Source organism: Weizmannia sp. FSL W8-0676, assembly GCF_038593015.1.
In the GTDB taxonomy this organism is placed as follows: domain Bacteria; phylum Bacillota; class Bacilli; order Bacillales; family Bacillaceae_C; genus Weizmannia; species Weizmannia coagulans.
This window is the reverse complement of sequence record NZ_CP151954.1, coordinates 2,123,821-2,147,388: the sequence shown is the minus strand read 5'-3', so window position 1 is coordinate 2,147,388 and position 23,568 is coordinate 2,123,821. Positions and strand designations below refer to the sequence as shown.

General features: G+C 50.2%; 23 protein-coding genes, 1 pseudogene and 1 other annotated feature. Of the genes and pseudogenes, 19 read left to right on the top strand and 5 right to left on the bottom strand.

Annotated elements, in window-relative coordinates:
• Nucleotides 1-211: 211 nt before the first annotated feature.
• The 5 genes from murC (at nt 212) to ccpA (ending at nt 5,395) form a co-directional block, all read left to right on the top strand.
• Entirely contained in the window at nt 212-1,525 is a 1,314-nt protein-coding gene (gene murC, locus NST20_RS10580; protein ID WP_013859982.1) for a UDP-N-acetylmuramate--L-alanine ligase, read from the top strand.
• A gap of 202 nt (nt 1,526-1,727) precedes the next feature.
• Entirely contained in the window at nt 1,728-2,252 is a 525-nt protein-coding gene (locus NST20_RS10575) for a DUF948 domain-containing protein (protein WP_013859980.1), read from the top strand.
• A gap of 18 nt (nt 2,253-2,270) precedes the next feature.
• Entirely contained in the window at nt 2,271-2,648 is a 378-nt protein-coding gene (locus NST20_RS10570; protein WP_013859979.1) for a YtxH domain-containing protein, read from the top strand.
• A 331-nt stretch (nt 2,649-2,979) separates the two neighbouring features.
• Nucleotides 2,980-4,056: a bifunctional 3-deoxy-7-phosphoheptulonate synthase/chorismate mutase gene (locus NST20_RS10565; RefSeq protein WP_342399408.1), complete on the top strand. Its 1,077-nt coding sequence runs from the start codon at nt 2,980-2,982 to the stop codon at nt 4,054-4,056.
• Between the two features lie 340 nt (nt 4,057-4,396).
• Complete coding sequence (gene ccpA / locus NST20_RS10560; RefSeq protein ID WP_013859977.1) at nt 4,397-5,395, top strand: catabolite control protein A; 999 nt, start codon at nt 4,397-4,399, stop codon at nt 5,393-5,395.
• 90 nt (nt 5,396-5,485) lie between these two features.
• Here ccpA and NST20_RS10555 read toward each other — a convergent pair whose 3' ends face one another.
• From NST20_RS10555 to NST20_RS10545, 3 genes are read right to left on the bottom strand one after another with little or no spacing between them, the layout of a single operon-like run.
• Nucleotides 5,486-6,640: an acetoin utilization protein AcuC gene (locus NST20_RS10555; RefSeq protein ID WP_342399407.1), complete on the bottom strand. Its 1,155-nt coding sequence runs from the start codon at nt 6,638-6,640 to the stop codon at nt 5,486-5,488.
• Complete coding sequence (locus NST20_RS10550) at nt 6,637-7,284, bottom strand: acetoin utilization AcuB family protein (protein WP_014097698.1); 648 nt, start codon at nt 7,282-7,284, stop codon at nt 6,637-6,639. Before NST20_RS10550 ends, NST20_RS10555 begins: the two co-directional genes overlap by 4 nt.
• A gap of 28 nt (nt 7,285-7,312) precedes the next feature.
• On the bottom strand, nt 7,313-7,945 hold the full coding sequence (locus NST20_RS10545; protein ID WP_342399406.1) for a GNAT family N-acetyltransferase: 633 nt from the start codon (nt 7,943-7,945) through the stop codon (nt 7,313-7,315).
• A gap of 223 nt (nt 7,946-8,168) precedes the next feature.
• On the opposite strand from NST20_RS10545, the gene acsA reads away from it, so the two are divergent.
• The 13 genes and pseudogenes from acsA (at nt 8,169) to NST20_RS10480 (ending at nt 18,569) form a co-directional block, all read left to right on the top strand.
• Complete coding sequence (gene acsA / locus NST20_RS10540) at nt 8,169-9,887, top strand: acetate--CoA ligase (protein WP_013859973.1); 1,719 nt, start codon at nt 8,169-8,171, stop codon at nt 9,885-9,887.
• A gap of 166 nt (nt 9,888-10,053) precedes the next feature.
• Nucleotides 10,054-10,842 carry a molybdate ABC transporter substrate-binding protein gene (modA, locus tag NST20_RS10535; protein WP_342399405.1) on the top strand — a complete coding sequence of 263 codons (789 nt, stop codon included), beginning with the start codon at nt 10,054-10,056 and terminating at the stop codon, nt 10,840-10,842.
• A 3-nt stretch (nt 10,843-10,845) separates the two neighbouring features.
• Nucleotides 10,846-11,565 (top strand): molybdate ABC transporter permease subunit, encoded by a 720-nt coding sequence (modB, locus tag NST20_RS10530; protein WP_029141440.1) that lies wholly within the window; start codon nt 10,846-10,848, stop codon nt 11,563-11,565.
• Nucleotides 11,525-12,235 carry an ATP-binding cassette domain-containing protein gene (locus NST20_RS10525; protein WP_029141439.1) on the top strand — a complete coding sequence of 237 codons (711 nt, stop codon included), beginning with the start codon at nt 11,525-11,527 and terminating at the stop codon, nt 12,233-12,235. Before modB ends, NST20_RS10525 begins: the two co-directional genes overlap by 41 nt.
• A 344-nt stretch (nt 12,236-12,579) precedes the next feature.
• Nucleotides 12,580-13,581: a GTP 3',8-cyclase MoaA gene (gene moaA / locus NST20_RS10520; protein ID WP_280136693.1), complete on the top strand. Its 1,002-nt coding sequence runs from the start codon at nt 12,580-12,582 to the stop codon at nt 13,579-13,581.
• A 4-nt stretch (nt 13,582-13,585) separates the two neighbouring features.
• The gene (locus NST20_RS10515) at nt 13,586-14,086 is read left to right on the top strand and encodes a molybdenum cofactor biosynthesis protein B (RefSeq protein WP_013859968.1); all 501 of its coding nucleotides are present in this window, start codon (nt 13,586-13,588) and stop codon (nt 14,084-14,086) included.
• Nucleotides 14,083-14,763, top strand: a complete 681-nt coding sequence (locus tag NST20_RS10510; RefSeq protein ID WP_342399404.1) for a molybdenum cofactor guanylyltransferase — start codon at nt 14,083-14,085, stop codon at nt 14,761-14,763. Before NST20_RS10515 ends, NST20_RS10510 begins: the two co-directional genes overlap by 4 nt.
• Nucleotides 14,660-15,944: pseudogene (gene glp / locus NST20_RS10505) on the top strand (gephyrin-like molybdotransferase Glp). The gene NST20_RS10510 and the pseudogene glp overlap by 104 nt, the downstream one beginning before the upstream one ends.
• The gene (gene mobB / locus NST20_RS10500; protein WP_017554562.1) at nt 15,904-16,386 is read left to right on the top strand and encodes a molybdopterin-guanine dinucleotide biosynthesis protein B; all 483 of its coding nucleotides are present in this window, start codon (nt 15,904-15,906) and stop codon (nt 16,384-16,386) included. Before glp ends, mobB begins: the two are co-directional and overlap by 41 nt.
• A 4-nt stretch (nt 16,387-16,390) precedes the next feature.
• On the top strand, nt 16,391-16,846 hold the full coding sequence (locus NST20_RS10495) for a molybdenum cofactor biosynthesis protein MoaE (protein WP_013859964.1): 456 nt from the start codon (nt 16,391-16,393) through the stop codon (nt 16,844-16,846).
• A complete protein-coding gene (moaD, locus tag NST20_RS10490) occupies nt 16,843-17,073 on the top strand; it encodes a molybdopterin converting factor subunit 1 (RefSeq protein ID WP_013859963.1) in 231 nt (76 codons plus the stop codon). The genes NST20_RS10495 and moaD overlap by 4 nt, the downstream gene beginning before the upstream one ends.
• Before the next feature lie 3 nt (nt 17,074-17,076).
• A complete protein-coding gene (gene moaC, locus NST20_RS10485; protein ID WP_013859962.1) occupies nt 17,077-17,565 on the top strand; it encodes a cyclic pyranopterin monophosphate synthase MoaC in 489 nt (162 codons plus the stop codon).
• Nucleotides 17,566-17,567: 2 nt separating this feature from the next.
• Entirely contained in the window at nt 17,568-18,569 is a 1,002-nt protein-coding gene (locus NST20_RS10480; protein WP_019720705.1) for a ThiF family adenylyltransferase, read from the top strand.
• A 41-nt stretch (nt 18,570-18,610) separates the two neighbouring features.
• Here the strand turns inward: NST20_RS10480 and NST20_RS10475 are convergent, their stop codons facing one another.
• Complete coding sequence (locus tag NST20_RS10475; RefSeq protein WP_017554563.1) at nt 18,611-19,138, bottom strand: DUF1641 domain-containing protein; 528 nt, start codon at nt 19,136-19,138, stop codon at nt 18,611-18,613.
• 15 nt (nt 19,139-19,153) lie between these two features.
• A complete protein-coding gene (fdhF, locus tag NST20_RS10470; RefSeq protein ID WP_342399403.1) occupies nt 19,154-22,096 on the bottom strand; it encodes a formate dehydrogenase subunit alpha in 2,943 nt (980 codons plus the stop codon).
• A 241-nt stretch (nt 22,097-22,337) separates the two neighbouring features.
• Between fdhF and fdhD the strand changes: the two genes are divergently transcribed.
• On the top strand, nt 22,338-23,147 hold the full coding sequence (gene fdhD, locus NST20_RS10465) for a formate dehydrogenase accessory sulfurtransferase FdhD (RefSeq protein ID WP_014097714.1): 810 nt from the start codon (nt 22,338-22,340) through the stop codon (nt 23,145-23,147).
• Nucleotides 23,148-23,360: 213 nt separating this feature from the next.
• Nucleotides 23,361-23,559 (top strand) — a binding site (T-box leader).
• The last annotated feature ends 9 nt before the right edge of the window (nt 23,560-23,568 follow it).

Sequence of the window (23,568 nt, the reverse complement as noted above, 5' to 3'; positions counted from 1 at the left end):
TTTCCGGCTTCCGGCGGGCTGCGGGCAAAATTCCGCTTTTTCATGTTCACGGCTGCCTGGAAATGATATAATGATGGAGTATGATTTTTTTATGATGGGCATGAAGGCGGCCGTATAAAGCCTGTACAGCTGCTGTGGAAACATGCCTTATCGCACATGGCGGGTTTTTATCATATACTGCATACATATAGACATTGTTGGAGGTTCTATTATGACTGTATACCATTTCGTAGGGATTAAAGGATCGGGCATGAGCGCACTGGCACAGATCCTGCATGACATCGGATACGAAGTGCAGGGGTCTGACGTGGAAAAGCGCTTTTTTACCCAGCAGGCATTAGAAGATGCCGGCATTAAGATCCTGCCTTTCAACCGGGAAAACATCCACCCCGGCCTGACGGTGATTGCCGGCAATGCTTTTCCCGATACGCACGAAGAAATTGATGAAGCGATGAAACGCGGCATTCCTGTGATCCGTTACCATAAATTTCTCGGTGAGTTTCTGAAAAATTTTACGAGCGTTGCTGTAACAGGCGCGCACGGCAAAACATCGACTACCGGGCTGCTTGCCCATGTCATGCATGAGATCAAGCCCACTTCCTATTTGATCGGGGACGGAACGGGAAAAGGGGTTCCGGGAGCGGAATATTTTGTATTTGAGGCATGTGAATACCGGCGCCACTTTCTTTCCTACCATCCGGATTATGCGATTATGACCAATATTGACTTCGACCATCCGGATTACTATGCGAACATTGACGATGTCTTTTCCGCTTTTCAAGAAATGGCGCTGCAAGTCAAAAAAGGCATCATCGCTTACGGGGATGACGAGCAGCTGCAAAAAATTCAGGCAAAAGTGCCGGTTGTTTTTTATGGCTTTGAAGAAGGCAACGATTTTCAGGCAAGAAATATTGTGACGGAGCCGCAAGGAACGAAATTCGATGTGGTGGTCCGCAATAGTTTTTACGGAACGTTCGAAATTCCCTCCTTCGGGAACCACAATGTGCTGAATGCGCTCGGGGTCATCGCCCTCTGCCAATACGAAGGCATCGAAAAAGAAGCGGTTGAAACGCATTTAAAAACATTTCACGGGGTCAAACGCCGCTTTACGGAAAAAGAAATCGGCACGCAAATCATCATTGATGACTATGCCCACCACCCGACCGAGATTAAGGCAACCATTGATGCCGCGCGGAAAAAATATCCGGAAAGAGAGCTTGTCGCCGTATTCCAGCCGCATACTTTCAGCCGCACGCAGGCATTTCTTACAGAGTTTGCGGAAAGTTTAAACCTTGCAGACCGGGTTTTTCTGTGCGATATTTTTGGCTCGGCGCGTGAACATCACGGAAAGCTTTCTATTTACGATCTGCAGGAAAAAGTCGGCGGATCGCAAATTATCAAGGAAGAGGACATGTCCCCGCTTCTTGGCATTGAAAACAGTGTCATCCTCTTTATGGGTGCCGGGGATATCCAAAAGTACCAAAAGGCATACGAAACATTGCTGCAAAAGCATGTAAGCCGGTAAGGCAGAGGCATTGTCCGAAAAACAGGCGGGCAATGCCTCTTTTTGTTATGAGATTTGTCAAGCAGAAAATGTTTCCATTTTTGTTGGCATAAGGCGGCCGTTATGCGAAAATAAGGGTGGTACCCGCAAAGATTTCAACCCCCAATTGTTTAAGGAAGGCGATTTGGGGTAATTTTATTGTACATGGAGGTGGTAACGAAAGATGAAAATCATCCTGTATTTGAGCGTGGCGCTAATTGCTGTTGCATTCCTCATTCTGGTCATCGCCCTGACGAGGACATTGAAATCATTAAGCAAAACATTGGACAACTTGTCGGATACGGTAAAGGGCCTTGAAGGGCAGATGCACGGCATTACAGAGGAATCTACAAAATTACTGGAAAAAACGAATGTGCTGGTTGAAGACATCGAGCATAAATCGGAAAGGCTGAACAGTGTCGTCTATGCCGTGGAAGATATCGGTGTTTCCGCCCAGCAACTGAGCCAGACGCTACGTAAAGTCACAACATCGATTGCTTCGGCCGTCAGCAAAAGGCAGGACAAAATTGCACAGGCCGTGCAATGGGGCGCTGCGCTGAAGGAAATAAAAGATAGATGGTCGGGCAAAAAAGGTGCAGGCACGAATGAAACCCATCCTGTCCATGCCCAAAACCCTGTCCCGAAACACCTTCTTGAAGAACCGGCCCGCAATGATGAAAGGCTGCTCCAACGGGTAAGAAATTCATAAACTGAAGGAGGAATTTACATGTCTGAAGAACAAATGTCTACGAAAGATTTTTTGACTGGTGCAATTGTCGGCGGTGTTGTCGGTGCTGCGGTAGCGCTTATGCTGGCGCCGAAATCAGGGAAAGAACTTCGGGAAGACTTAAGCGGCCAGGTGGAAACCATCAAAGGAAAAACAGACGGCTGGCGTGAATTTGCGACCGAAAAAGGCACCCAGCTGGCTTCGCAGGCTGCTGAAAAAACAAAACAAGTACGCGATTTTGCCGTGCAGAAAGGCAGCCAGCTGAAAGACAGCGCCGTCCAGACCGCGCAGCAGGCAAAAGATAAAGCCGAAACGGATATGGGAGATGTGAACCAGCAAAGTTCAAATTCAGGCAGTTCCTCATCGGCCGGCGAGTAACGGCGCAAAAAAAAGCGGCATGTCTGCCGCTTTTTTTTTGCGCTTTTCAGGCGGCAAAACAGAACAAGACGAATGATACGGGCTAAGAGCCTGCCCCTTTTTGTGCGCTTTTTTTCAGGCCGAGCGGGAACCTTTTTCCGAAAAAAACATATAAAACAATAACAGGACGGTTGTTGCTTTAGTACATAAAAGCGTTTATCCAGTAAAGAATTTTTCCGTGACTTTTTAAAATGAATCGATTATAATAAGTGCAATCACTTGTAAACTTTTATGGCAACAGGCACCGGCAACAAAATGAGATAAGGATATTGGCAGAGAGGATGAGAGGTACGTGGGGAACAGAGAGCTTGAACAATTGCGGAAAGAAGTTGAAGAAGTAAACTTAAAGCTGCTGGAGTTGATCAACAAGCGGGGTGAGCTCGTCCAGGAAATCGGGAAACTGAAAGAAGCCCAGGGCGTAAGCCGCTATGACCCGATCCGGGAACGCGAAATGCTGAATGCCATTAAAGAACATCACGATGGCCCGTTTGAAACGTCTACCATTGAACATTTATTTAAAGAGATTTTTAAAGCGGCCCTTGAACTGCAGGAAGATGACCACCGGAAAGCATTGCTTGTTTCGCGGAAGAAACAGCCGGAAAATACAATTGTTGACATTAAAGGCGAAAAAGTGGGCGACGGCAACCCGCATTTTGTATTCGGCCCGTGTTCGGTTGAATCGTACGACCAGGTTGCGGCTGTTGCGGCATCCGTAAAAGCGAAGGGGCTGAAACTGCTTCGCGGCGGCGCCTACAAACCGCGCACCTCTCCGTATGATTTTCAGGGGCTTGGGCTTGAAGGCCTGAAAATTTTAAAGCAGATTGCCGATGAATATGATCTCGCTGTGATCAGTGAAATCGTGACACCTGCTGATCTCGAAAAAGCGGCCGATTACCTCGATGTAATCCAAATCGGCGCGCGCAATATGCAGAATTTCGAGCTGTTGAAAGCGGCAGGTTCCATCCAGAAGCCAATTCTCTTAAAACGCGGGCTCGCGGCAACGATTGAAGAATTTATCAATGCCGCTGAATACATTATGTCAAGAGGAAACGGACAGATTATTCTTTGCGAACGGGGCATCCGGACGTACGAACGGGCGACCCGCAATACGCTCGATATCACGGCGGTTCCGATTTTAAAACAGGAAACGCATTTGCCGGTATTTGTGGATGTGACCCATTCGACAGGGAGAAGGGATTTGCTCCTTCCGGCTGCCAAAGCGGCGCTTGCGATCGGCGCGGACGGTGTGATGGCGGAAGTGCACCCGGATCCGGCAGTCGCGCTTTCGGACGCCGCACAGCAAATGGATTTGAAACAGTTCGATGCGTTTTATCAGGAAATCCAATCCGCCTTGCCGGCGAAAATATAAGGATCAGCATCCAGCCTTCTGCCTTGCAGAAGGTTTTTCTTTGTGGCGCTTTTTCAGTTGGCTACATTCTGTTATAAAACGTTGAATCCGGATGGTTGGCTAAATTCGTTTGTGAAGAATGTGGCAATTTTGTGTCAAACCTTGCAGGAAGTTTTTGCCTGGCTTATCATATATGGTATAATGAGAAGTCTAATGAACCGATAAAAATGTCGAACGCGATCGTGTTTGGGCATTTTTTTGTACGATACACCAGAGGAAAAAGCCTTACATTTCTTTGTTTAAGACAGGCTGATTGGTGAAAACTATGAACAGGACTTGTATATTGGAGAGTGATTGAAAGATGAATATTACGATTTATGATGTTGCCCGTGAAGCCAACGTTTCCATGGCAACGGTCTCGCGGGTCGTTAACGGAAACCCGAATGTGAAACCGACAACAAGGAAGAAAGTGCTCGAAGTGATCGACCGGCTCGGCTACCGCCCGAATGCGGTTGCGCGCGGACTCGCCAGCAAAAAGACGACAACCGTGGGCGTCATTATCCCGGATGTGTCGAATATGCTGTATGCGGAACTTGCCCGCGGGATTGAAGATATCGCGACGATGTACAAATACAATATTATTTTAAGCAATTCCGACCAAAATAAGGAAAAGGAACTGCGCCTTTTGAACACGATGCTCGGTAAACAGGTGGACGGCATTGTGTTTATGAGCGGGAATATTACGGAAGAGCATATTGAGGAATTTGAAAAATCTTCAGTCCCGATCGTACTCGCCGGGTCGATTGAACCTACGGGGAAAATTCCGTCCGTTAATATCGATTATAAAAAAGCGACCATTGAAGTGATCAGCGAATTTGCCAAAAAAGGCCATAAGGAGATTGCATTGGTAATCGGGCCGCTGCATGATGCGGTCAACCGCGAATTGCGCCTGGAAGGATACAAAGAAGCGCTCCGTAACGCAGGCATCGAATTCAATGAGGATTATGTGCTGGAAGGGGACTATACATATGAATCCGGCATAGAAGCATGGCAACGGCTTCAGGAATTGGACAAGACCCCTACGGCCGTGTTTGTCGGAAACGATGAAATGGCACTCGGCGTCATCCACGGCGCCCTTGATGCCGGCGTCAACATTCCGGAACAGCTGGAAGTCGTTTCTTCCGATAATACGCGTCTCGCTGAAATGGTGCGCCCGCAGCTGACTTCCGTTGTCCAGCCGTTGTATGATATCGGTGCTGTTTCCATGCGGCTTTTGACGAAATACATGAACAAAGAAACCGTAACGGAAAACCAGGTCATCCTGCCGCACCGCGTGGAGTACCGGAATTCGACAAAATAAAAAAGCAGCATGGGCGTAAAACGCTGCGCACCATTGAAACGAATAAAATTAAGGCCGGTGCTGCCAGAATGGTCTGGCAGGGCCGGCTTTTTATTTTGTTTGTTTAATGAATTGCAGCAACCGGTTCAGCACAAGCCGGTTTTTTTCTTCAATTTCCGGTTTGCGCGGGATCGGGCGGTATAAACCTTCCGGGTCGTCCCATCTTTCAGGCAGGGGGTAGGGGGAGATTTTTTGCCATTTTTCGAGCCATGCAGCAGGGATCTCTCCGCCTCCGCCTGCCTTTTCCGCCATTTCCAGCCAAATGAGTGACCAGGCCCGCGGCACGACCCGCCAAATGTCATAGCCGCCCCCGCCGGTTGCAATCCACCGGCCTTCGCAATATTCGTGCGCAATTTTGTGGGCCAGTTTCGGAATTTCGCGGTAAATGTTCATCGTCGCGGACAAATGGGTGAGCGGGTCATAATAATGGGCATCCGCCCCGTTTTGCGTGACCAGTACATCCGGCTTGAAATATGCGGCGATTTCTTCCAATGCTTTTGAATAACATTCCAGCCATGATCCGTCTTCTGTAAACGCATCCAAAGGAATATTGAAAGAATAGCCATATCCTTTTCCCGTTCCCCATTCGTTGACATTACCGGTGCCGGGGAAAAGGTAACGGCCTGTTTCATGGATGGAAAACGTACAAACATTTTCATCATCGTAAAAAGCCCACTGCACGCCGTCGCCGTGGTGGGCATCCGTGTCCACATAAAGAACGCGCGCGCCGTATTGTTTGCGCAAATATTTGATTGCAATCGCCGTATCGTTATAGATGCAAAATCCGGAAGCTTTGCCGCGGAATCCGTGATGCAGCCCACCGCCAAGGTGCAAAGCATGCCGCGCCCTCCCCGACATCACTTCTTCGGCTGCCTGCAATGTGCCGCCGGCGATTAAAGCGCTTGCTTCGTGCATATTCGGAAAAACAGGGGTGTCTTCTGTCCCGAGCCCGTAATTTTCAGCTTTGACCGGATCAAGTTTTCCATGGCCGGCCAGTTTTACGGCTTCCACATAAGACGGGTCATGGATAAGCAACAGTTCTTCATCAGCAGCTTTCCGCGGTTTGACGATATCCTCCCCGCTTAAAGCCCCGATCGTTTCTAGCAGCTCTTTTACCAATTGGAGCCGCATCTGATTAAACGGGTGGTCATCGCGGAAACGGTAAGCCAGCAAATCGGCGGAATAGACGAAAACAGCATCTTTCATCGCGGCATCCCCGGCATATTCGGCCAGAGTACTTCATAGCCGGCCTCCTTCAAATGCGTAATGAGGGACACCGGATTCATCGTGCTGACCCGGAACACGAGCACACGGTTTTCCTCATTTTTACGGTCGGGGTAAATCAGCACACTTAAAATATTCAGATGATGTTCGTATATGATTTCGGTAATATCGCGCAGGATGCCGGTCCGGTTGCGGGCGCGGATTTCAATCTGCGAACTCGGATGCCCTGCGCCGGTCAGATCGACAAAAGTCTGAAGCAGATCGGTCCCTGTCACAATCCCGGCCAGCTGCCCGTTTTCAAGAATCGGCAGGCAGCCGATCCGGTTGTCATTCATGAGCGCGGCAATGTCTTCGATAAAGTCGAGCGGATGCCCTGTCAAAAGGTCCGTTTTCATAATTTTTTCAAGCGGCAGCGAAAGTTTTTCCAGCTGCTCGCCTGGGAAAAACGGATTGGGCGCCACTTCCTTGATGTCACGTTCAGTGACGACCCCGCACAGTTTGCCGTTTTGGTCGAGTAGCGGGATATGGCGGATCTGCTCCTTCTGCATCAATTTTAGCGCATCTTGTACGGTATGCCGGGGTGACAGCGTCTTGACGTCTTTTTGCATGATTTCTTCCACAATCATCTTTACCCATCCCCTTTTTGCCGAAGTTTTAGTACATATACCGGTTTTTAAAGCGGATCCGGTCAAATTTTTCAATCGATTCCTGATCGACTCTTTTTCCGATCCGCACCATTAGGCAGTTTGCCGGATGTGAACAAATTTCGGGATCATCCGTTGCGAACCATTTCAAGCCACCTGCTGCCATCATTTTTTCCATCATCTTCCGGTATTCCCACACGTTCAGGCCGGTCCCTTTCATATCCCAGTGCCAGTAATATTCGGTTGTAATAATAATGTAATCTTCCATCGCGTCGTCCATCATGGAGACTTTCAGCAAATGCTTGCCGACAGCGCATCCCCGGTATTTCGGAATGACTTCGATCGCGCCAAGTTCGAGAAGATTATCCATATGACCCTCTGACCAGCGTTCGAGCGGGTCCGGGAAAAGAAACGTGACATAGCCGACGACTGTATTGCCGCTGCGTGCCAGAATGATCCTTCCCTCCGGCAGGTCGGCAATTTCAATCAGGGCAGCATGCTGTTTCGGCGCGGGGCGGAAAGCTTTTAAGTCTTCATGGAATGCCATTTCCGCAAGCCTTTTCCCGGGAACCGGCCCTTCAATCACAAGCGGCCCTGCTTTTGTAGGCAATTCGATAGCATAATATGTTTTCTTATGTTCCATTTTTCCACCATCCCTTGAACAAATCAAAGAAAAAACAGTATGATGAATGACCGTTCATTTCACAATTTCATCATCTCATGTTTACAGAACAAAAACAATATGGAAAAAGGGAAATTCCAGAATTGTTCACAATGGTGGCATTTGCGGAAAGAAGTTTTAAATTGTGAATAAAACAGTTTTCATATATAATAAATGTGTGAATCTAAACAAAGGGGGACCTTACATGAAACTGGAAGCGTTACCAACCGTACAAGGGGATTTCAATCTGAAAAACTATGAAGAAACCCGCAAAACGTTCAGCTGGAAAGACGCCGAGAAAAATTTTTCATGGTATGAAACAGGGCGTGTCAACCTGGCGTATGAAGCCATTGACAAACATGCGGAAAGCTCCCGCAAAAATAAAGTAGCGCTCATGTACTTAAGTGATTCACGCAACGAGAAATATACTTACTATGAAATGAAAAGGCTGACAAACAAGGCGGCAAATGTTTTAAAAGAAAAAGCGGGCGTCCAAAAAGGTGACCGTGTTTTCATCTTTATGCCGCGCTCTCCGGAACTGTATTTTGCCATGCTTGGCGCCATCAAGCTCGGCGCCATTGTCGGCCCGCTGTTTGAAGCGTTTATGGAAGGGGCTGTAAAAGACCGCCTTGAAGACAGTGAAGCGAAAGTGCTTGTGACAACCCCTGACCTTGTCGGGCGTGTCCCGGCCGGCCAGCTTCCGGCATTGGAAACCATCTTTGTTGTCGGGGAAAATGTCAAAGAAGAAGGAAAGTACAAAGACTACCTGAAATATTTTAACGAAGCTTCCGATAAACTGGAAATCGAATGGGTTGACCGGGAAGACGGGCTGATCCTCCACTATACGTCCGGTTCAACCGGAAAGCCAAAAGGCGTCCTCCATGTCCATAATGCCATGATCCAGCATTACCAGACGGGAAAATGGGTGCTTGATTTAAAAGAAGATGATATTTACTGGTGCACGGCAGACCCGGGATGGGTAACGGGAACTTCTTACGGCATGTTTGCGCCATGGTTAAACGGCGCAACAAACGTCGTTGTCGGCGGCCGCTTCAGCCCGGCAGCGTGGTACAGAACGATTGAACGGTTCGGCGTCACCGTTTGGTACAGCGCCCCGACTTCGTTCCGGATGCTGATGGGGGCCGGCAATGAAATCATTAACCAATATGACCTCTCGACATTGCGCCATATTTTAAGTGTCGGTGAACCGCTGAATCCGGAAGTGATCCGCTGGGGCAATGAAGTATTCGGGCTCCGCATCCATGATACATGGTGGATGACGGAAACCGGCGCACAGCTGATCTGCAACTATCCTTGCATGGATATCAAACCGGGATCGATGGGGAAACCGCTCCCTGGCATTGAAGCGGCCATTGTTGATGACCAGGGAAATCCGCTTCCGCCGAACCGGATGGGCAATCTCGCCATTAAAAAAGGCTGGCCTTCCATGATGCGTGCCATCTGGAACAACCCGCAAAAATATGAATCTTACTTTTTCCCGAACGGCTGGTACGTTTCCGGTGACTCGGCTTATATGGACGAGGACGGCTATTTCTGGTTCCAGGGCCGCGTGGACGATGTCATCATGACGTCCGGCGAGCGGGTCGGGCCGTTTGAAGTGGAAAGCAAACTGATCGAACATCCGGCCGTTGCGGAAGCCGGCGTCATCGGCAAGCCGGATCCGGTCCGCGGCGAAATTATTAAAGCCTTTATCGCTTTAAGGGATGGATACGAACCGTCAGATGAGATGAAGGAAGAAATCCGCCAATTTGTGAAAAAAGGGTTGGCCGCCCATGCCGCGCCACGGGAAATCGAGTTTTGCGAAAAACTGCCGAAAACCCGGAGCGGGAAAATCATGCGCCGCGTTCTGAAAGCCTGGGAACTGGATCTGCCGGCCGGGGACCTTTCGACAATGGAAGATTGAGTACGAAACCGGACAGCCTTAATGCTGCCCGGTTTTTTCGTCTAAAGGTTTCATTGATACAGAACAGTGGAAAAATCCCCGGGTAAGTGAAAAAATTGAGAAAGAAAAAATATTCCGTTATCATAAAAACATATCCTTTTATAAAAGTGTAAGGTTGGTGTTCAATATGAAAAGGTTCGGTATGACGTTGCTTTGCCTTTTCCTGCTTGCGGGCTGTTCCGCACAAGGGAGTGCATCCGGCTCAGCCAAGAAGCAATCGAAACAAACAGAAATCAATGTGGCGGCAGCTTCAGATTTGACAAAATCTTTCCGGCAAATCAGCAAACAGTTTGAAAAACAGACCGGCATCAAGGTGAAACTTGTTTTTGCCGCATCCGGCGAGCTAGAGCAGCAAATTGAAAACGGCGCGCCGTATGATGTGTTTGCGGCGGCGAACGCGGATTACGTCAACCAGCTGGCGGATAAAAACATGCTCGTTCCTGGCACAAAAACCGTCTACGCATACGGGAAAATCGGGATTGCCGCCAAACAGGGCAGCCATCTTTCCATCCGCAGCCTTAAAGATTTAACCCGCCCTGAGGTGAAAAAAATTGCCATTGCCAACCCGGAAACAGCGCCATACGGATTGGCGGCAAAACAAGCGCTTCAAAAAGCGGGGATTTGGGATGAAGTGAAATCAAAATTGGTTTACGCCAAAAATATTTCAGATACCCTCACATACGTAAAATCGGGAAATACAGAAGCCGGCATCGTTTCTCTTTCTCTTGCGCAAGGTGAAAAGCTGGCTATTGCCAGCATTTCAAGCAGCCTGTACAATCCGCTGAAACAGACGGCAGCGGTTGTGAAAAGCTCGAAAAATCAGGAAATTGCGAAGAAATTTGTACATTATTTAGCCGGCAGGGAAGCGCAAAATACGATGAAAAAATACGGCTATGCAGTGTCTGCGGGGCAGTAGCAAGTGGGGCAGGTCGATTTATTTCCCATCTATCTGTCATTTAAAGTGGCATTGCTTTCAACTGTTTTTTCCCTTATCCCCGGACTGTTGGCAGCCTATCTTTTAAGCCGGTCGGAGGGAAAAGCGACGGATGTGGCAGACGCTTTGCTGACGCTTCCGATTGTGCTGCCGCCGACCGTGCTCGGCTATTATCTGCTCGTGATCCTCGGAAGGCAAAGTGTGTTCGGCCGGTTTCTTGAACAACAATTCGGAGTGACGATTGTATTTACGCAAACAGGAGCGGTCATTGCGGCAATGTGCGTATCCCTTCCATTTTTCATCCAGTCGGCGCGCACGGCTTTTGCCAGTATTGATGAATCGCTCCTTCATGCCGCACGCCTTTTGGGGCGGACGGAATGGAATATCTTTTTTTCTGTCATGATCCCTTTATCATGGCGGGGGCTCACAAGCGGCGTCATGCTTGCATTTGCACGCGCCCTCGGCGACTTCGGGGCAACGTTAATGGTGGCCGGCAGCATTCCGGGAAAAACGGAAACGATGTCCATTGCCATTTACAATTGCCTGATGAACGGGGATGAACGGACGGCAGGGCTCCTCGTTGCGATCATGACGTTTTTATCGCTGGCTGTCTTATACGGCATGAAGCGGATGGAAAAAAAGATGGGAAGGGGTGGCAGCAGGCATGCTCCGCATAAACATAAAAAAAACATTTCCGGAATTTGAGCTGGATGCCGCATTTGAAGCAGGCCCCGGCGTCACCGGCATTTTAGGGCCGTCCGGAAGCGGCAAAAGCCTGACGCTGGAGTGCATTGCGGGGATCGACAAGCCCGATGAAGGAAAGATTGAACTAAACGGCCGGATATTATTTGATAAGGAAAAGCATATGGATATCAAGACGCGGCACCGCCATACGGGCTATATGTTCCAACATTACGCCCTTTTTCCGCATTTAACGGTAAAACAAAATCTTGCATTTGGTTTAAAGGGGCGGCCAAAAAAGGAAATAGAAGAGAAGACGGCTGCTTTTCTAAAAAAAATCAAAATGGAAGGTTTTGAAAACCGCTACCCTGCTGAACTGTCCGGCGGGCAAAAGCAGCGTGTGGCGCTTGCAAGGACGCTCATCACGGAGCCCTCCTGCCTGCTTTTGGATGAACCTTTTTCCGCATTGGACCCGGACACGAAGGAACTTGTGATGGAAGAATTTTTATCGTTTCTTCACGATCATTTTCACGGGGCCGTTTTACTGGTTACCCACAATATGGCAGAAGCCGATCTGCTTTGCGACAATGTCATTTTGTACAGAAACGGGAAAGTATTGCAGGCGGGCCCGAAAAACGAAGTGCTGAAACACGCCGCCCGGCAAGATGCCCGGAAGTGCGGAACCAGAACATGAAAGCCGGGGACCAAAGAAAAAGGCGTGCCGTCCGGTAAAATGCCCGGATTCCTCTCAAAGAAGCGGCATGCTTCAGGCAAACATGGCAACCGTGGACAAAGAAAGCGGTGTGCGCCCGGCAAGATGCCCGGAACCGTGGAAGCAGAACCGGGGACCGAAGAAAGCGGTGGGCCGCCCGGCAGGATGCCCGGGTTCCCGCGGCATGACAAACCGTGGCCAGTGCGTGCGCCTTACGACGGGCATGGGAACTTTGGCGGTTAAGAATGGCAGCCGGGCGCCTGCAAACATTTGGCAAATGCATTTTTAACAGAGAAACAGAATTTAAAACGGAGATGATGGAGAACATGCTGACCGATAAGCTGAACCGGCCGCTTTTGGATTTGCGGATTTCGGTAACGGACCGCTGCAATTTCCGTTGCACGTACTGCATGCCTGCCGATAACGGCCAGAAATATTGTTTTATGAACCGGTCCGAACTCATGACATTTGAAGAAATCACGCGCCTTGCGAGACTTTTTGTATCCCTTGGCGTCCGGAAAATCCGGCTGACGGGCGGGGAGCCTTTGCTGCGGAAAGACATCGATCAGCTTGTGGCCATGCTCCATCAAATCAGCGGCCTTGAAGATTTATCGGTGACAACGAACGGCTTTCTGTTGAAACGATATGCCGCACCGTTAAAAAAGGCCGGCCTTTCGCGCATCAATGTCAGCCTGGATGCCCTCGATCCGGAAATCTTTCCGGCCATCAACGGCGTCGGGGCAAAACCGGCAAGAATTTTGGAAGGGATGGAGGAAGCCATCCGCCAGGGCATCAAAGTTAAAGTGAATATGGTGGTCAAAAAAGGGATGAACGATTCGCAAATTGTACCGATGGCCGCCTATTTCAAGGAAAAAGGGATTTCCCTCCGTTTTATCGAATTTATGGATGTCGGCTCCCTGAACGAATGGAAGCTGGATGAAGTCGTGACCAGCAAAGAAATTCTCAACATGATTTCAAAAGAAATGCCGCTTGAACCGTTGAAAGAAAATTATTACGGGGAAGTTGCCAAACGGTACCGTTACAAAGGGACGGATACAGAAGTCGGGTTCATTTCATCCGTATCCCAGCCTTTTTGCGGCGACTGCACGCGCTTGCGGCTGTCGGCAGACGGGAAAATATACACCTGCCTGTTTGCCGCACAAGGCACGGACCTGCTTGGCGCCATAAGGGAAGGGGCAAGCGATGAAGTGCTGGCTGCCCGCATTGCAGGCATATGGCAGAACCGGGCGGACCGCTACTCACAAGAACGGGGAAAAAACCCGACTTTTAGAGGAAAACGGATCGAAATGTCGTATATTGGAGGGTAAAGGATTGAGCACGAAAGAACATAAACAACAGGCCGATCTTCCGGTGCTGTGCAAAGTGATCACCGTTTCCGATACCCGGACGGAAGAAACAGACAAAAGCGGCAGGCTGATGATAGATTTGTTAAAACAGGAAGGGATGGAAGCTGCGGAATACAGCATCGTTAAAGATGAAGCGGACGAAATCAGGCAGGCGGTTTTACAGACGAAAGAAACCACCAATGCCATTTTGCTGAACGGCGGCACCGGCTTTACGAAAAGGGATGTTACAGTGGAATCGGTCCGGCCGCTCCTCGATAAAGAAATGCCCGGTTTTGGCGAGCTGTTCCGCTATTTAAGTTATGAAGAAATCGGAAGCGCCTCGATGCTCAGCAAAGCGCTTGCCGGCACAATCGGGAAAAAAGCCGTATTTTCAATGCCGGGCTCCAGCAACGCCGTGTCCCTTGCCATGAAAAAACTCATTTTGCCGGAATTAAAGCATATTGTCTGGGAGCTCAGCCGGCAATGAATACAGCCGGAATTGTTCTGGCAGGCGGGAAGTCGAGCCGGTTCGGCGGCGAAAAATCGCTTGCGAAAATCGGCGGCATAGAGATGGTCGCACGTAGCGTGGATGCGCTCGCCGGAACTGGGGCGATCATTGTGGTAGCGCGGCCCGGGCTTGCGGAAAAAATCCCGCGCAACCGGCCGATTGAGGTGATTTTCGATCTTCCCCGCTACCGCGGAAAAGGCCCGCTCGCCGGCATTTATTCGGCGATGCTCGCAGTGGACGCCCAGTGGTACGCTGTGTTGCCGTGCGATACGCCGTGGATCGGAAAAAGAATGGTTGCCCGGCTGCTTCAAGAACGCGATCCGGCATATGACGCCATCGTGGCCCGGGCAGAGGGGAGAATCCAGCCGCTCGTTGCCGTTTTTCACAACAGGGTGAAAGAAAAAGTAAGGGAGCAGCTTGAAACAGGCCGCCTCAGCATGCGGGCGCTTTTTGAACGCTGCCGCCTGAAATTTATCGATTTTGCGCAGGAAAAGGCGTTTGCCAATATCAATACAAAAGAAGATTATATTTTACAACAAAAAGAAGCCGGTGATGTTGATGAGAAAACCAATCAAAGTGGCGGAGGCCATCCGCAAAGTGATGGCCCATCCGCTTGCAGGCGAAAAGGAGCTTGTGCCGATTCAGAGCAGTTTTAACCGGGTGCTTTCCGATGATTTGGCTGCAACCCATGACGTGCCGTGGTTTAAACGGTCGCCGTATGACGGGTATGCGATTTTTTCCGGATCCACACTTGAAGCGGGCGCGGACCACCCCGTTCTCCTTGAAGTTGTCGCCACAATCGGGGCAGGTTTTACATGGGATGAAGGGATAAAGCCGAATCAGGCCGTGAAAATCATGACCGGCGCCGCCATCCCGGACGGGGCGGATGCCGTGATCATGGTGGAGCTCACAAAAGAAGTGGTGCAGAACGGGAAAACATTTGTGCAGATTAAACGGAAAGTCCGGCCCGGTGAGAACATTGTCGGCATTGGCGAAGATATGAAAAAAGGCGAAGTGCTTGTCCCGAAAGGCACGCTCGTTAATCCGGGCGTAATGGCGGCGCTTGCAACTTTCGGATATACAGAAGTGCCGGTCACAAAAAAACCGAAAGCCGCCGTTATTGCAACGGGGACGGAGCTGCTCGAAGCCGGCGAGCCGCTCGAAAAAGGGAAAATCCGCAACAGCAATGCCTATATGCTCTGGGGGCAAATCATCCGCGCCGGGGGCGAACCGGTTTTTTACCGGCTTGTGAAGGATATATGAAGCGGTTAGGCAGGCGGTTAAGGAAGCGGATATCGTCATGACAACGGGCGGCGTTTCGGTCGGCGATTTTGACTATATTCCGAAAGTCTACGAAAAGCTGGGGGCAACGCTTTTATTCAATAAAGTGGCGATGCGCCCGGGGAGCGTGACATCGGCGGCCGAATTGGACGGGAAAATCCTTTTCGGCCTCTCCGGCAATCCGTCCGCCTGCTACGTCGGTTTTGAACTGTTCGTCCGCCCGTACTTAAAAACGATGCTTGGCGAACGAAATGTTTATTTGAAAAAAACGCAGGCTGTACTTGGGGAGGATTTCCCGAAGCCAAACCCGTTCACCCGTTTTGTCCGCGCCAAACTTTCTTATCAGGAAGGCCTGCTGCACGCGCTTCCGGTAAGAAGGGACAAATCGAATATTGTTTCCTCTTTAATAGAAGCGGATGCGTTGATTGTGCTGCCGGGCGGGTCCCGCGGTTTTACAAAAGGGACCATGGTGGATGTGCTGATGCTGGAAGACGGGGAAGGGGCGCCTCTTTGGGATGAAAATATTACAGATCGCAGGCCGCAAAGACAGCGGTAAAACCGCCCTTGCCGAACTTTGGACACGGGCTTTGGCGGATAACGGATACCGGGTCGGAACACTGAAACACCACGGCCATGGCGGGAAGCCGTTGCTCGCTCCCGGCAAAGATTCCACGCGGCACTTTGAAGCGGGTGCCCGGGCAGCCGGGGTGGAAGGGGACGGCTTGTTTGTCCTCGCCGTTCGTGCCGATCAAGGGCTCTCACTGGAGCAGCTAATCGGCTGGTACGAGGCATTGCCGCTTGATTTGCTGCTGATAGAAGGCTACAAATACGCGCCTTATCCGAAAGTGGTCTGCCTGCGTGATGAACAAGACAGGGATTTGCTCAGCCTGCCGAATGTGCGGGCCGCCTTCAGCCTGAATCCGGCATTATCCGGCTGCATGAAACTCTCTGACCGGAAAAGCTGCGTCGAATGGGTTGAAGCGTTTTTAAAGGGGTGAAAAGATGTTTGAAATTGTAAAAGAACCGGTGGATGTTTCCAAACTGATCCAGGCTGTTGCCGACCGGAATGCAGGCGCCATTGTCACTTTTATCGGCACTGTCCGGGAAATGACAAAAGGAAAGAAAACATTGTATCTGGAATATGAAGCATACGAACCGATGGCCCGGAAAAAGCTGGAACAAATCGGTACGGAAATCCGGCAGCAGTTCCCGGAAGCCAAAACGGCGATCGTGCACCGGACCGGGCGCCTCGGCATCTCCGACATTGCGGTTGCCATTGCGGTTTCCGCCCCGCACCGGGATGAGGCTTACCGGGCAAACCGGTACGCGATTGAAAGAATCAAAGAAATGGTGCCGATCTGGAAAAAAGAACATTGGGAAAACGGCGAAATGTGGGTCGGCAACCAAAAGGAAACGGTTTTCTATGAATCAGGGGCACCGGAGGCGTTTGAACGATGATTAAAGTATTGTTATTTGCCCATTTAAAAGAACAGGCCGGCCGTTCTGAAATGGACATCAACTGCGAAAAAATGACGGTCGCCGAACTGCGCCAGGCGCTTGCGGAAAAAGGGATTTTGCAGCAGGATGCAGTTATGGTGGCCGTGAACGAAGAATTTGCCCGCGATGAGGAAATGGTCCATAGCGGCGATACCGTTGCCCTCATCCCGCCGGTCAGCGGAGGTTGAAAGATGGGAAACTTGACGCATATGAACGAACAGGGCCGCGCCAAAATGGTCGATGTAACGGCAAAACCGGAAACCGCCAGGACGGCGCGCGCAAAAAGCAGTGTGATCGTGTCAAAGGAAGTCTATGAACAGATTACAAACTTTAAAATCAAAAAAGGGGACGTGCTTGCCGTCGCACAGGTAGCCGGCATTATGGGCGCAAAAAAAACGGCGGATGTCATTCCGATGTGCCACCCCTTGCCTTTAACAGGCGTTGACATTTCGTTCAGCTGGCACGAACGGGAAGACGGGTACAGCCTTGATATCGAAGCGATGGCCAAAACGAAAGGGCAAACGGGCGTGGAAATGGAAGCTTTGACAGCGGCGTCCGTATGCGCGCTGGCCGTTTATGATATGTGCAAGGCACTGGACAAAGGCATGGTCATCGGGCCGACCTATCTGATCGAAAAAACAGGCGGAAAAAGCGGGCATTATATCAGGCAGGAGGAATGAGCATGGAACGGTATTCCCGGCAAATGCTGTTTGCCCCGATCGCTGAAAACGGGCAGCAAAACATTTCAAAAGGCCATGTGCTGATCATTGGCGCCGGCGCGCTCGGCTCCGCTGTTGCGGAAAGCTTGGCGCGGGCGGGCGCCGGAAAAATCACGATTGTGGATCGTGACTATGTCGATGAATCGAATTTGCAGCGGCAAAATTTGTATTGTGAGGAAGATGCGCGCACCCATTTGCCAAAAGCCATCGCCGCAAAAAAACGGCTTGAAGCCATCAACAGCACCATCCGGATCGAGGCGCATGTGATCGATGCATTTGACTCGAAATTTCTTTCTGTTTTGGAAGAAGGCGTTGATGTGATCATTGACGGGACCGATAATTTTGAGACGCGCTTTTATGTGAATGACCTGGCGCAAAAATACCGGATTCCGTGGATTTACGGCTCCTGCGTTGGCAGCTGCGGTGTTTCGTTTCCCATTATTCCCGACGAAACGCCTTGCCTCCGCTGCCTGATTGGCCATCTCCCCGCTTACCACGCGACGTGCGATACAGCGGGCATTATCGCGCCGGCTGTGCAAATGACCGCGGCTTATGAGACAACAGAGGCTTTAAAGCTGCTTTCCGGGGAAAAGCCGCGACCATCTGTTGCCGTGTTTGATATTTGGCAGGGCGAACACCATTTTATCAAAGCAGGAAAAATGAAAAATAAGGACTGCCCGTCATGCGGAGGGCATCCGGTCTATCCGGCCCTTCAATCCCAATCATCCGCCGATGTATTGTGCGGGCGGGATACAGTCCAAATCCGCCATCCGGGCACGTTCGAGCTTGAAAACATGGCGCGGGAGATGAAAGCGGGCGGTGCTGCCGTGCAATATAACGGCTACTTAATGATCACTGCGCTTGAAGGCCACCGGACGGTTTTATTTCCGGACGGGAGGATGCTCATTCACGGGACGAAAGATAAGAGAGAGGCCCGTTCGCTTTATCAAAAATATTTTCAATGAAAAAGGAAGCACGCATTTCCGTGCTTCCTTTTTGAATGGCGTTAAATATTTGCCAATGTTTCATGATCCACGTCTTCTTTTTTCGGCACCGGTTCCTGGAGCGCTTTTCCCATGCCTTTCAAAAAGGAAATGGCGAAACCGACTGCCCGGTTGACGTCCGGGTCGCTCAACGATTTCAGCAGCCCGAACAATGTCACTTTTTCCTCCGAGCCAATGAATTGCTTGCCTTCATCAAAGCCTGATGATACACCGTTCATCAAGTGGATAATAAGGTCGTGGTCGGCTTTCATAAAGACGCCGGCCGTGCCGAGCAGCATGTTGATCAGGTTGACGACCTGTTCCCGGGACAATTGCTCGAGGACGATTTTTAAAATATCGTTTTTTGCGAGAATCATTGCATTTGCGGCTTCCAGTGCACCGGTATCATTGAAATCATCGATCAGGCGGATCAAATTTTCAAACGCATCTTTATGATCGGCAACCAGTTTTTCCAATTCCTCGAGCTTTTGCCGGGTGATTTCTTCTTCCGCCGGCTGCTGTTTTACAATCTCTGTGATTGGAGCGGCCATCCTTTTTTCCCTCCCTTAGCGTACGTCTGTTAATGGTTGATAGCCTTCGCGCTGCCATTTCCGTTCGACTTCCACGCCGCGTGTAGGATTGCGTTTCTTATCGCGGTGGTTTGTTTTTGGCAGCGGCGGCTTCCCGCCTTTTTGGATCAGTTCCATCTTCACTTTCGTTTGTTTAAACGCCGGTGTGCTTTGCCGTTTATCGTAAATCGGCCCGGTTAAGAAGTTGATCGCCGATTCCTTTTCTGTCGAGTGCATCGGCAAGTACAGCTCATTGCCCTGCACGCGGTCTGTAACCAGCACATGCAGTTTCAGCGATCCGAACGGGGAAGTGACGCGGACAAGGTCTCCGGTGTCGAGATTGCGTTCTTTTGCAAGCTCCGGTGACACTTCAACAAATACGCCTGGAACTTTTGATTCGATGCCTTCCGATTTATTGGTCAGGTTGCCTTCGTGGAACTGTTCCAGCATCCGGCCGTTATTAATATGCAAATCGTATTGTTCCGGAAATTCAGCCGGTTTTACCCAGTCTGTCAGGGCAAACCGCGCTTTGCCGTCCGGGAACGGGAAGCCGTCCTTGTAAAGAAGCGGGGTATTGGCGCCATCAAGGCTTCCCCAAAGGAAACTGTTCCAGCCTTCCAATTTGTCGTAGTCCGCCTGTGCAAACAGCGGAGCCAGGCTGGCCATTTCGGCAAATATTTCGCCCGGGTGGCTGTAATGCCAGTCTGCGCCGAGCCGTTTTGCCACTTCCTGGATAATCCACCAGTCCGGTTTGGATTCGCCCAAAGCCGGGAGTGCCTGGTACATCCGTTGCACACGGCGTTCCGTGTTTGTAAAGGTGCCTTCTTTTTCAAGCGACGGGGCTGCAGGCAAAACAACATCCGCATATTGGGCCGTCCTTGAGAAAAAGACATCCTGGACGACAAGAAAGTCAAGATTGGAAAGTTCCTCGCTAACATGGTTGGCGTCGGAGTCGACAAGCGCCATGTCTTCGCCGATGATATACATGGCTTTTAACTGCCCGGCTGCAATCGCATGCAGCATTTCAATATTGTTCAGTCCCGGTTTGTTGCTGATTTTGACGCCGTACGCTTTTTCAAATTTTTCGCGTGCCGCATCATCCTCCACATGCTGGTAGCCCGGCAGCCATCCCGGCAGCGTGCCCATATCGCATGCGCCTTGCACGTTGTTATGCCCGCGCAGTGGATAAGCGCCTGTACCCGGACGTGTATAGTTTCCGGTTGCAAGAAGCAGATTGGAAATAGCAGCGGACGTATCGGAACCACCTGTATTTTGCGTGACGCCCATGCCCCAGAGGATACATGTTCCGTCTGCCTGATGGATCATTTCGGCGATTTGGATCAGCGTTTCCTTCGGGATACCGGTCATCTTTTCAGCGTAGTCGAGCGTGTATTTTTCAAGCGTTTCTTTAAATTCATCGAAAAAGTTCACTTTTTCCTCGATGAATTTTTGGTCATGCCAGCCCTGGTCGATGATATATTTTGTCACCGCCATCAGCCATACCTGGTCTGTGCCCTGGTTCGGATGGATAAAAAGATCGGCGCGCTCTGCCATTTCGTTTTTGCGCATATCGGCAACAATCAGTTTCTGGCCGTGCAGTTTATGGGCCCGTTTGATGCGGGTCGCAAGGACCGGGTGGGCTTCCGCCGGGTTCGCGCCGACAATCATGACAAGGCCGGCTGACGCAATATCTTTAATCGTGCCGCTGTCGCCGCCCATGCCGACGGTTCTGAGCAGGCCGTCCGTTGCCGGCGACTGGCAATAGCGCGAACAGTTGTCGACATTGTTGGTTTCAAACACCTGGCGCGCCAGCTTTTGCATCAAATAGTTTTCTTCATTGGTAACTTTTGAAGAAGAAATAAAACCGACGGAATCTTTTCCGTATTGGGAATGGATTTCTTTCAGCCGGCTTGCCACCACGCTGAGCGCTTCATCCCATGACGTTTCTACAAATTTTCCGTCTTTACGGACAAGCGGTTTTGTCAGCCGCTTATCGGAATTCACAAAATCCCAGCCGAATTTGCCTTTGATGCAAGTGGAGATGGCGTTTACCGGTCCTTCATGCTTCGGTTCGATTTTTAAAATTTTCCGGCCCTTTGTCCATACTTCAAATGTGCAGCCGACACCGCAGAAGGTGCAAACGGTTTTCGTTTTTTTCGTGCGCTGTTCGCGCATCGAAGCTTCGATTTCGGATATGGCAAAAATGCTGCCGTAACCCGGTTCGACTTTTTTCACAAGATCAATCATCGGGTCAAGCAGGTCTTCTTCAAGCCCGGTTAAATAGCCTGCCTCGCCGAGCATTGATTTTTCCATCAATGCATTGCAAGGACAGACGGTGACGCAATGCCCGCAGGAAACGCATGACGATTCGTTGATCGGAACGCCGTTATCCCAAATGACGCGCGGGCGTTCTGCTTCCCAGTCAATGGAAAGCGTTTCGTTCACCTGCAGATTTTGACAGGCTTCCACGCATCTCCCGCATGCGATGCACTGGTTCGGGTCGTACCGGTAAAACGGGTGCGAATAGTCGACCCCGCTTGCGTCCGTTTTTGGTGTAAACGGATATTTCTGGTGTTCGATGCCCATTTTTTCCGTTGTATTGTGGACGATGCAGTTGCCGTTGTTATTGTCGCACACCGTACAGTATAAAAGGTGGTTGGCGAGAATCCTGTCCATCGCTTCATGCCGGGCCGCTTCCGACCGGTCATCGCTGAGGTGGACCACCATGCCGTCCTCCGCCGCCGTCGAACAGGTGCGCATCAATTCCCCGTTTACTTCCGCAATACAAGTGTCGCAAGTTTGGATTGGATCTACTTCCGGGTAATAGCAAATTTGTGGATGAAAAATATCATTCCGGTTGATCACATCGATGATTTTCTCACCGGGGCGGGCTTCATAATCCCGGCCATCAATCGTGATGTGGATCGATTTGGTTTCCATTTCTTTTCCTCCTTTTGCAAACAATGAAGGCAGGCCTTCAGAAAAGAATACAAAAAACCGGCAACTCTGTTACTTATACCAAACCTTTGCAAAAATAAAACTACCATTCTCTTTTTTATTCTAGCATCTGATGCAAAAATGAACAAACCATCAGAATGTTTTGCCTATTTGAGCGGGCGGCTTTTGTTTTTAATCTGATTCCTTTAAAATAAAACATTATAGATAGGGGGCTGTTGAACCCATGAAAAATGTGGACACGCAGAGGGAAATTCTCCGTTTCAAGAACGGGCGGCTCGAACGGGCGCTGGATACAGTCGCAACGGAATTCCCGGTGACATTAAAAGTGAATGGGCAGGAATGGGTGACGATGGTGTGCACACCTGAATATATCGAGGACATGGCGGTCGGTTATCTTGTGTCGGAAAGGGTTGTCCGGCGCTATGAAGATATCCGCGACATCTGGACGGATGAAAAAGGAGGATTCGTCCATGTCCGGACCGATCATCTTAATCCTTATTACGAACAGCTGCAAAATAAACGTTATATCACCTCCTGCTGTGGAATGAGCAGGCAGGCGTTTGTTTTTGTCAATGATGCTCTGGCGGCGAAAAAAATGGACGGTGTGCACGTCCGGATTACAGTTGATGATTGTTTCCGGCTGATGGAAGCATTGCAGGAGAATGCCGAAGTGTTTAAAAAAACAGGGGGCGTCCATAATGCTGCACTGTGCGATGCCGGCGGGATCCTTGTCAGCCGGATGGATATCGGCCGCCATAACGCGCTTGATAAAATTTACGGATATTGTTTGAAAAATCAGGTTTCCACAAAAGGGAAAATCCTTGCATTCAGCGGGCGCATTTCCTCGGAAATTTTATTGAAGACAGCGAAAATCGGCTGCGAGGTGATTTTATCGAAATCGGCACCCACCACACTCGCCCTGGAATCCGCTGAAGAACTCGGCATTACCACGATCGGCTTTATCCGCGGCGGGTCGATGAATATTTACACCTGCCCGGAACGGATTGCCGGTGTTGCCGCCCATGCCCGGTGATTGCCGGGTGTATACGATCGGAAAGGCACGGTTTGGGTTGGAAGAAAACGGGAAGACACGCTGGAAGGCGTGCTTCGGGACGGAACAGGGCCTTTGCCGGATGAGGAAAGGTTAAAATGGGCATTACCGAATTTGAAGAAAGCGCTGGTGCAGCCTGCTTGGCAAGGTTGACATTTCAAAATGTATATGGTAAAAATAACTTACAATTTGATGAATGAAGCGTCGAAAGGATCAAGTAGCTTCCTGTTGTTGCATACAAGAGAGCCGGTGGATGGTGCGAACCGGTACAGGCAGGCGGCGAATTACACCCCGGAGCTTTTGCCGGATACGGCAGACGGCCCCCAGCCGTTATCCAAATGAGTGGAGAAGCAATTCTCAAGTTGGGTGGTAACGCGATACAATCGTCCCTTCGTTTTGGCGG

Bases quoted from the DNA above. Each gene is read 5' to 3' on its own strand.
- murC (WP_013859982.1), top strand. From the start codon at position 212: ATGACTGTATACCATTTCGTAGGGATTAAAGGATCGGGCATGAGCGCA.
- NST20_RS10575 (WP_013859980.1), top strand. From the start codon at position 1,728: ATGAAAATCATCCTGTATTTGAGCGTGGCGCTAATTGCTGTTGCATTC.
- NST20_RS10570 (WP_013859979.1), top strand. From the start codon at position 2,271: ATGTCTGAAGAACAAATGTCTACGAAAGATTTTTTGACTGGTGCAATT.
- ccpA (WP_013859977.1), top strand. From the start codon at position 4,397: ATGAATATTACGATTTATGATGTTGCCCGTGAAGCCAACGTTTCCATG.
- NST20_RS10555 (WP_342399407.1), bottom strand. From the start codon at position 6,640: ATGAAAGATGCTGTTTTCGTCTATTCCGCCGATTTGCTGGCTTACCGT.
- NST20_RS10550 (WP_014097698.1), bottom strand. From the start codon at position 7,284: ATGATTGTGGAAGAAATCATGCAAAAAGACGTCAAGACGCTGTCACCC.
- NST20_RS10545 (WP_342399406.1), bottom strand. From the start codon at position 7,945: ATGGAACATAAGAAAACATATTATGCTATCGAATTGCCTACAAAAGCA.
- acsA (WP_013859973.1), top strand. From the start codon at position 8,169: ATGAAACTGGAAGCGTTACCAACCGTACAAGGGGATTTCAATCTGAAA.
- modA (WP_342399405.1), top strand. From the start codon at position 10,054: ATGAAAAGGTTCGGTATGACGTTGCTTTGCCTTTTCCTGCTTGCGGGC.
- NST20_RS10525 (WP_029141439.1), top strand. From the start codon at position 11,525: ATGCTCCGCATAAACATAAAAAAAACATTTCCGGAATTTGAGCTGGAT.
- moaA (WP_280136693.1), top strand. From the start codon at position 12,580: ATGCTGACCGATAAGCTGAACCGGCCGCTTTTGGATTTGCGGATTTCG.
- NST20_RS10510 (WP_342399404.1), top strand. From the start codon at position 14,083: ATGAATACAGCCGGAATTGTTCTGGCAGGCGGGAAGTCGAGCCGGTTC.
- mobB (WP_017554562.1), top strand. From the start codon at position 15,904: ATGAAAATATTACAGATCGCAGGCCGCAAAGACAGCGGTAAAACCGCC.
- NST20_RS10495 (WP_013859964.1), top strand. From the start codon at position 16,391: ATGTTTGAAATTGTAAAAGAACCGGTGGATGTTTCCAAACTGATCCAG.
- moaD (WP_013859963.1), top strand. From the start codon at position 16,843: ATGATTAAAGTATTGTTATTTGCCCATTTAAAAGAACAGGCCGGCCGT.
- moaC (WP_013859962.1), top strand. From the start codon at position 17,077: ATGGGAAACTTGACGCATATGAACGAACAGGGCCGCGCCAAAATGGTC.
- NST20_RS10480 (WP_019720705.1), top strand. From the start codon at position 17,568: ATGGAACGGTATTCCCGGCAAATGCTGTTTGCCCCGATCGCTGAAAAC.
- NST20_RS10475 (WP_017554563.1), bottom strand. From the start codon at position 19,138: ATGGCCGCTCCAATCACAGAGATTGTAAAACAGCAGCCGGCGGAAGAA.
- fdhF (WP_342399403.1), bottom strand. From the start codon at position 22,096: ATGGAAACCAAATCGATCCACATCACGATTGATGGCCGGGATTATGAA.
- fdhD (WP_014097714.1), top strand. From the start codon at position 22,338: ATGAAAAATGTGGACACGCAGAGGGAAATTCTCCGTTTCAAGAACGGG.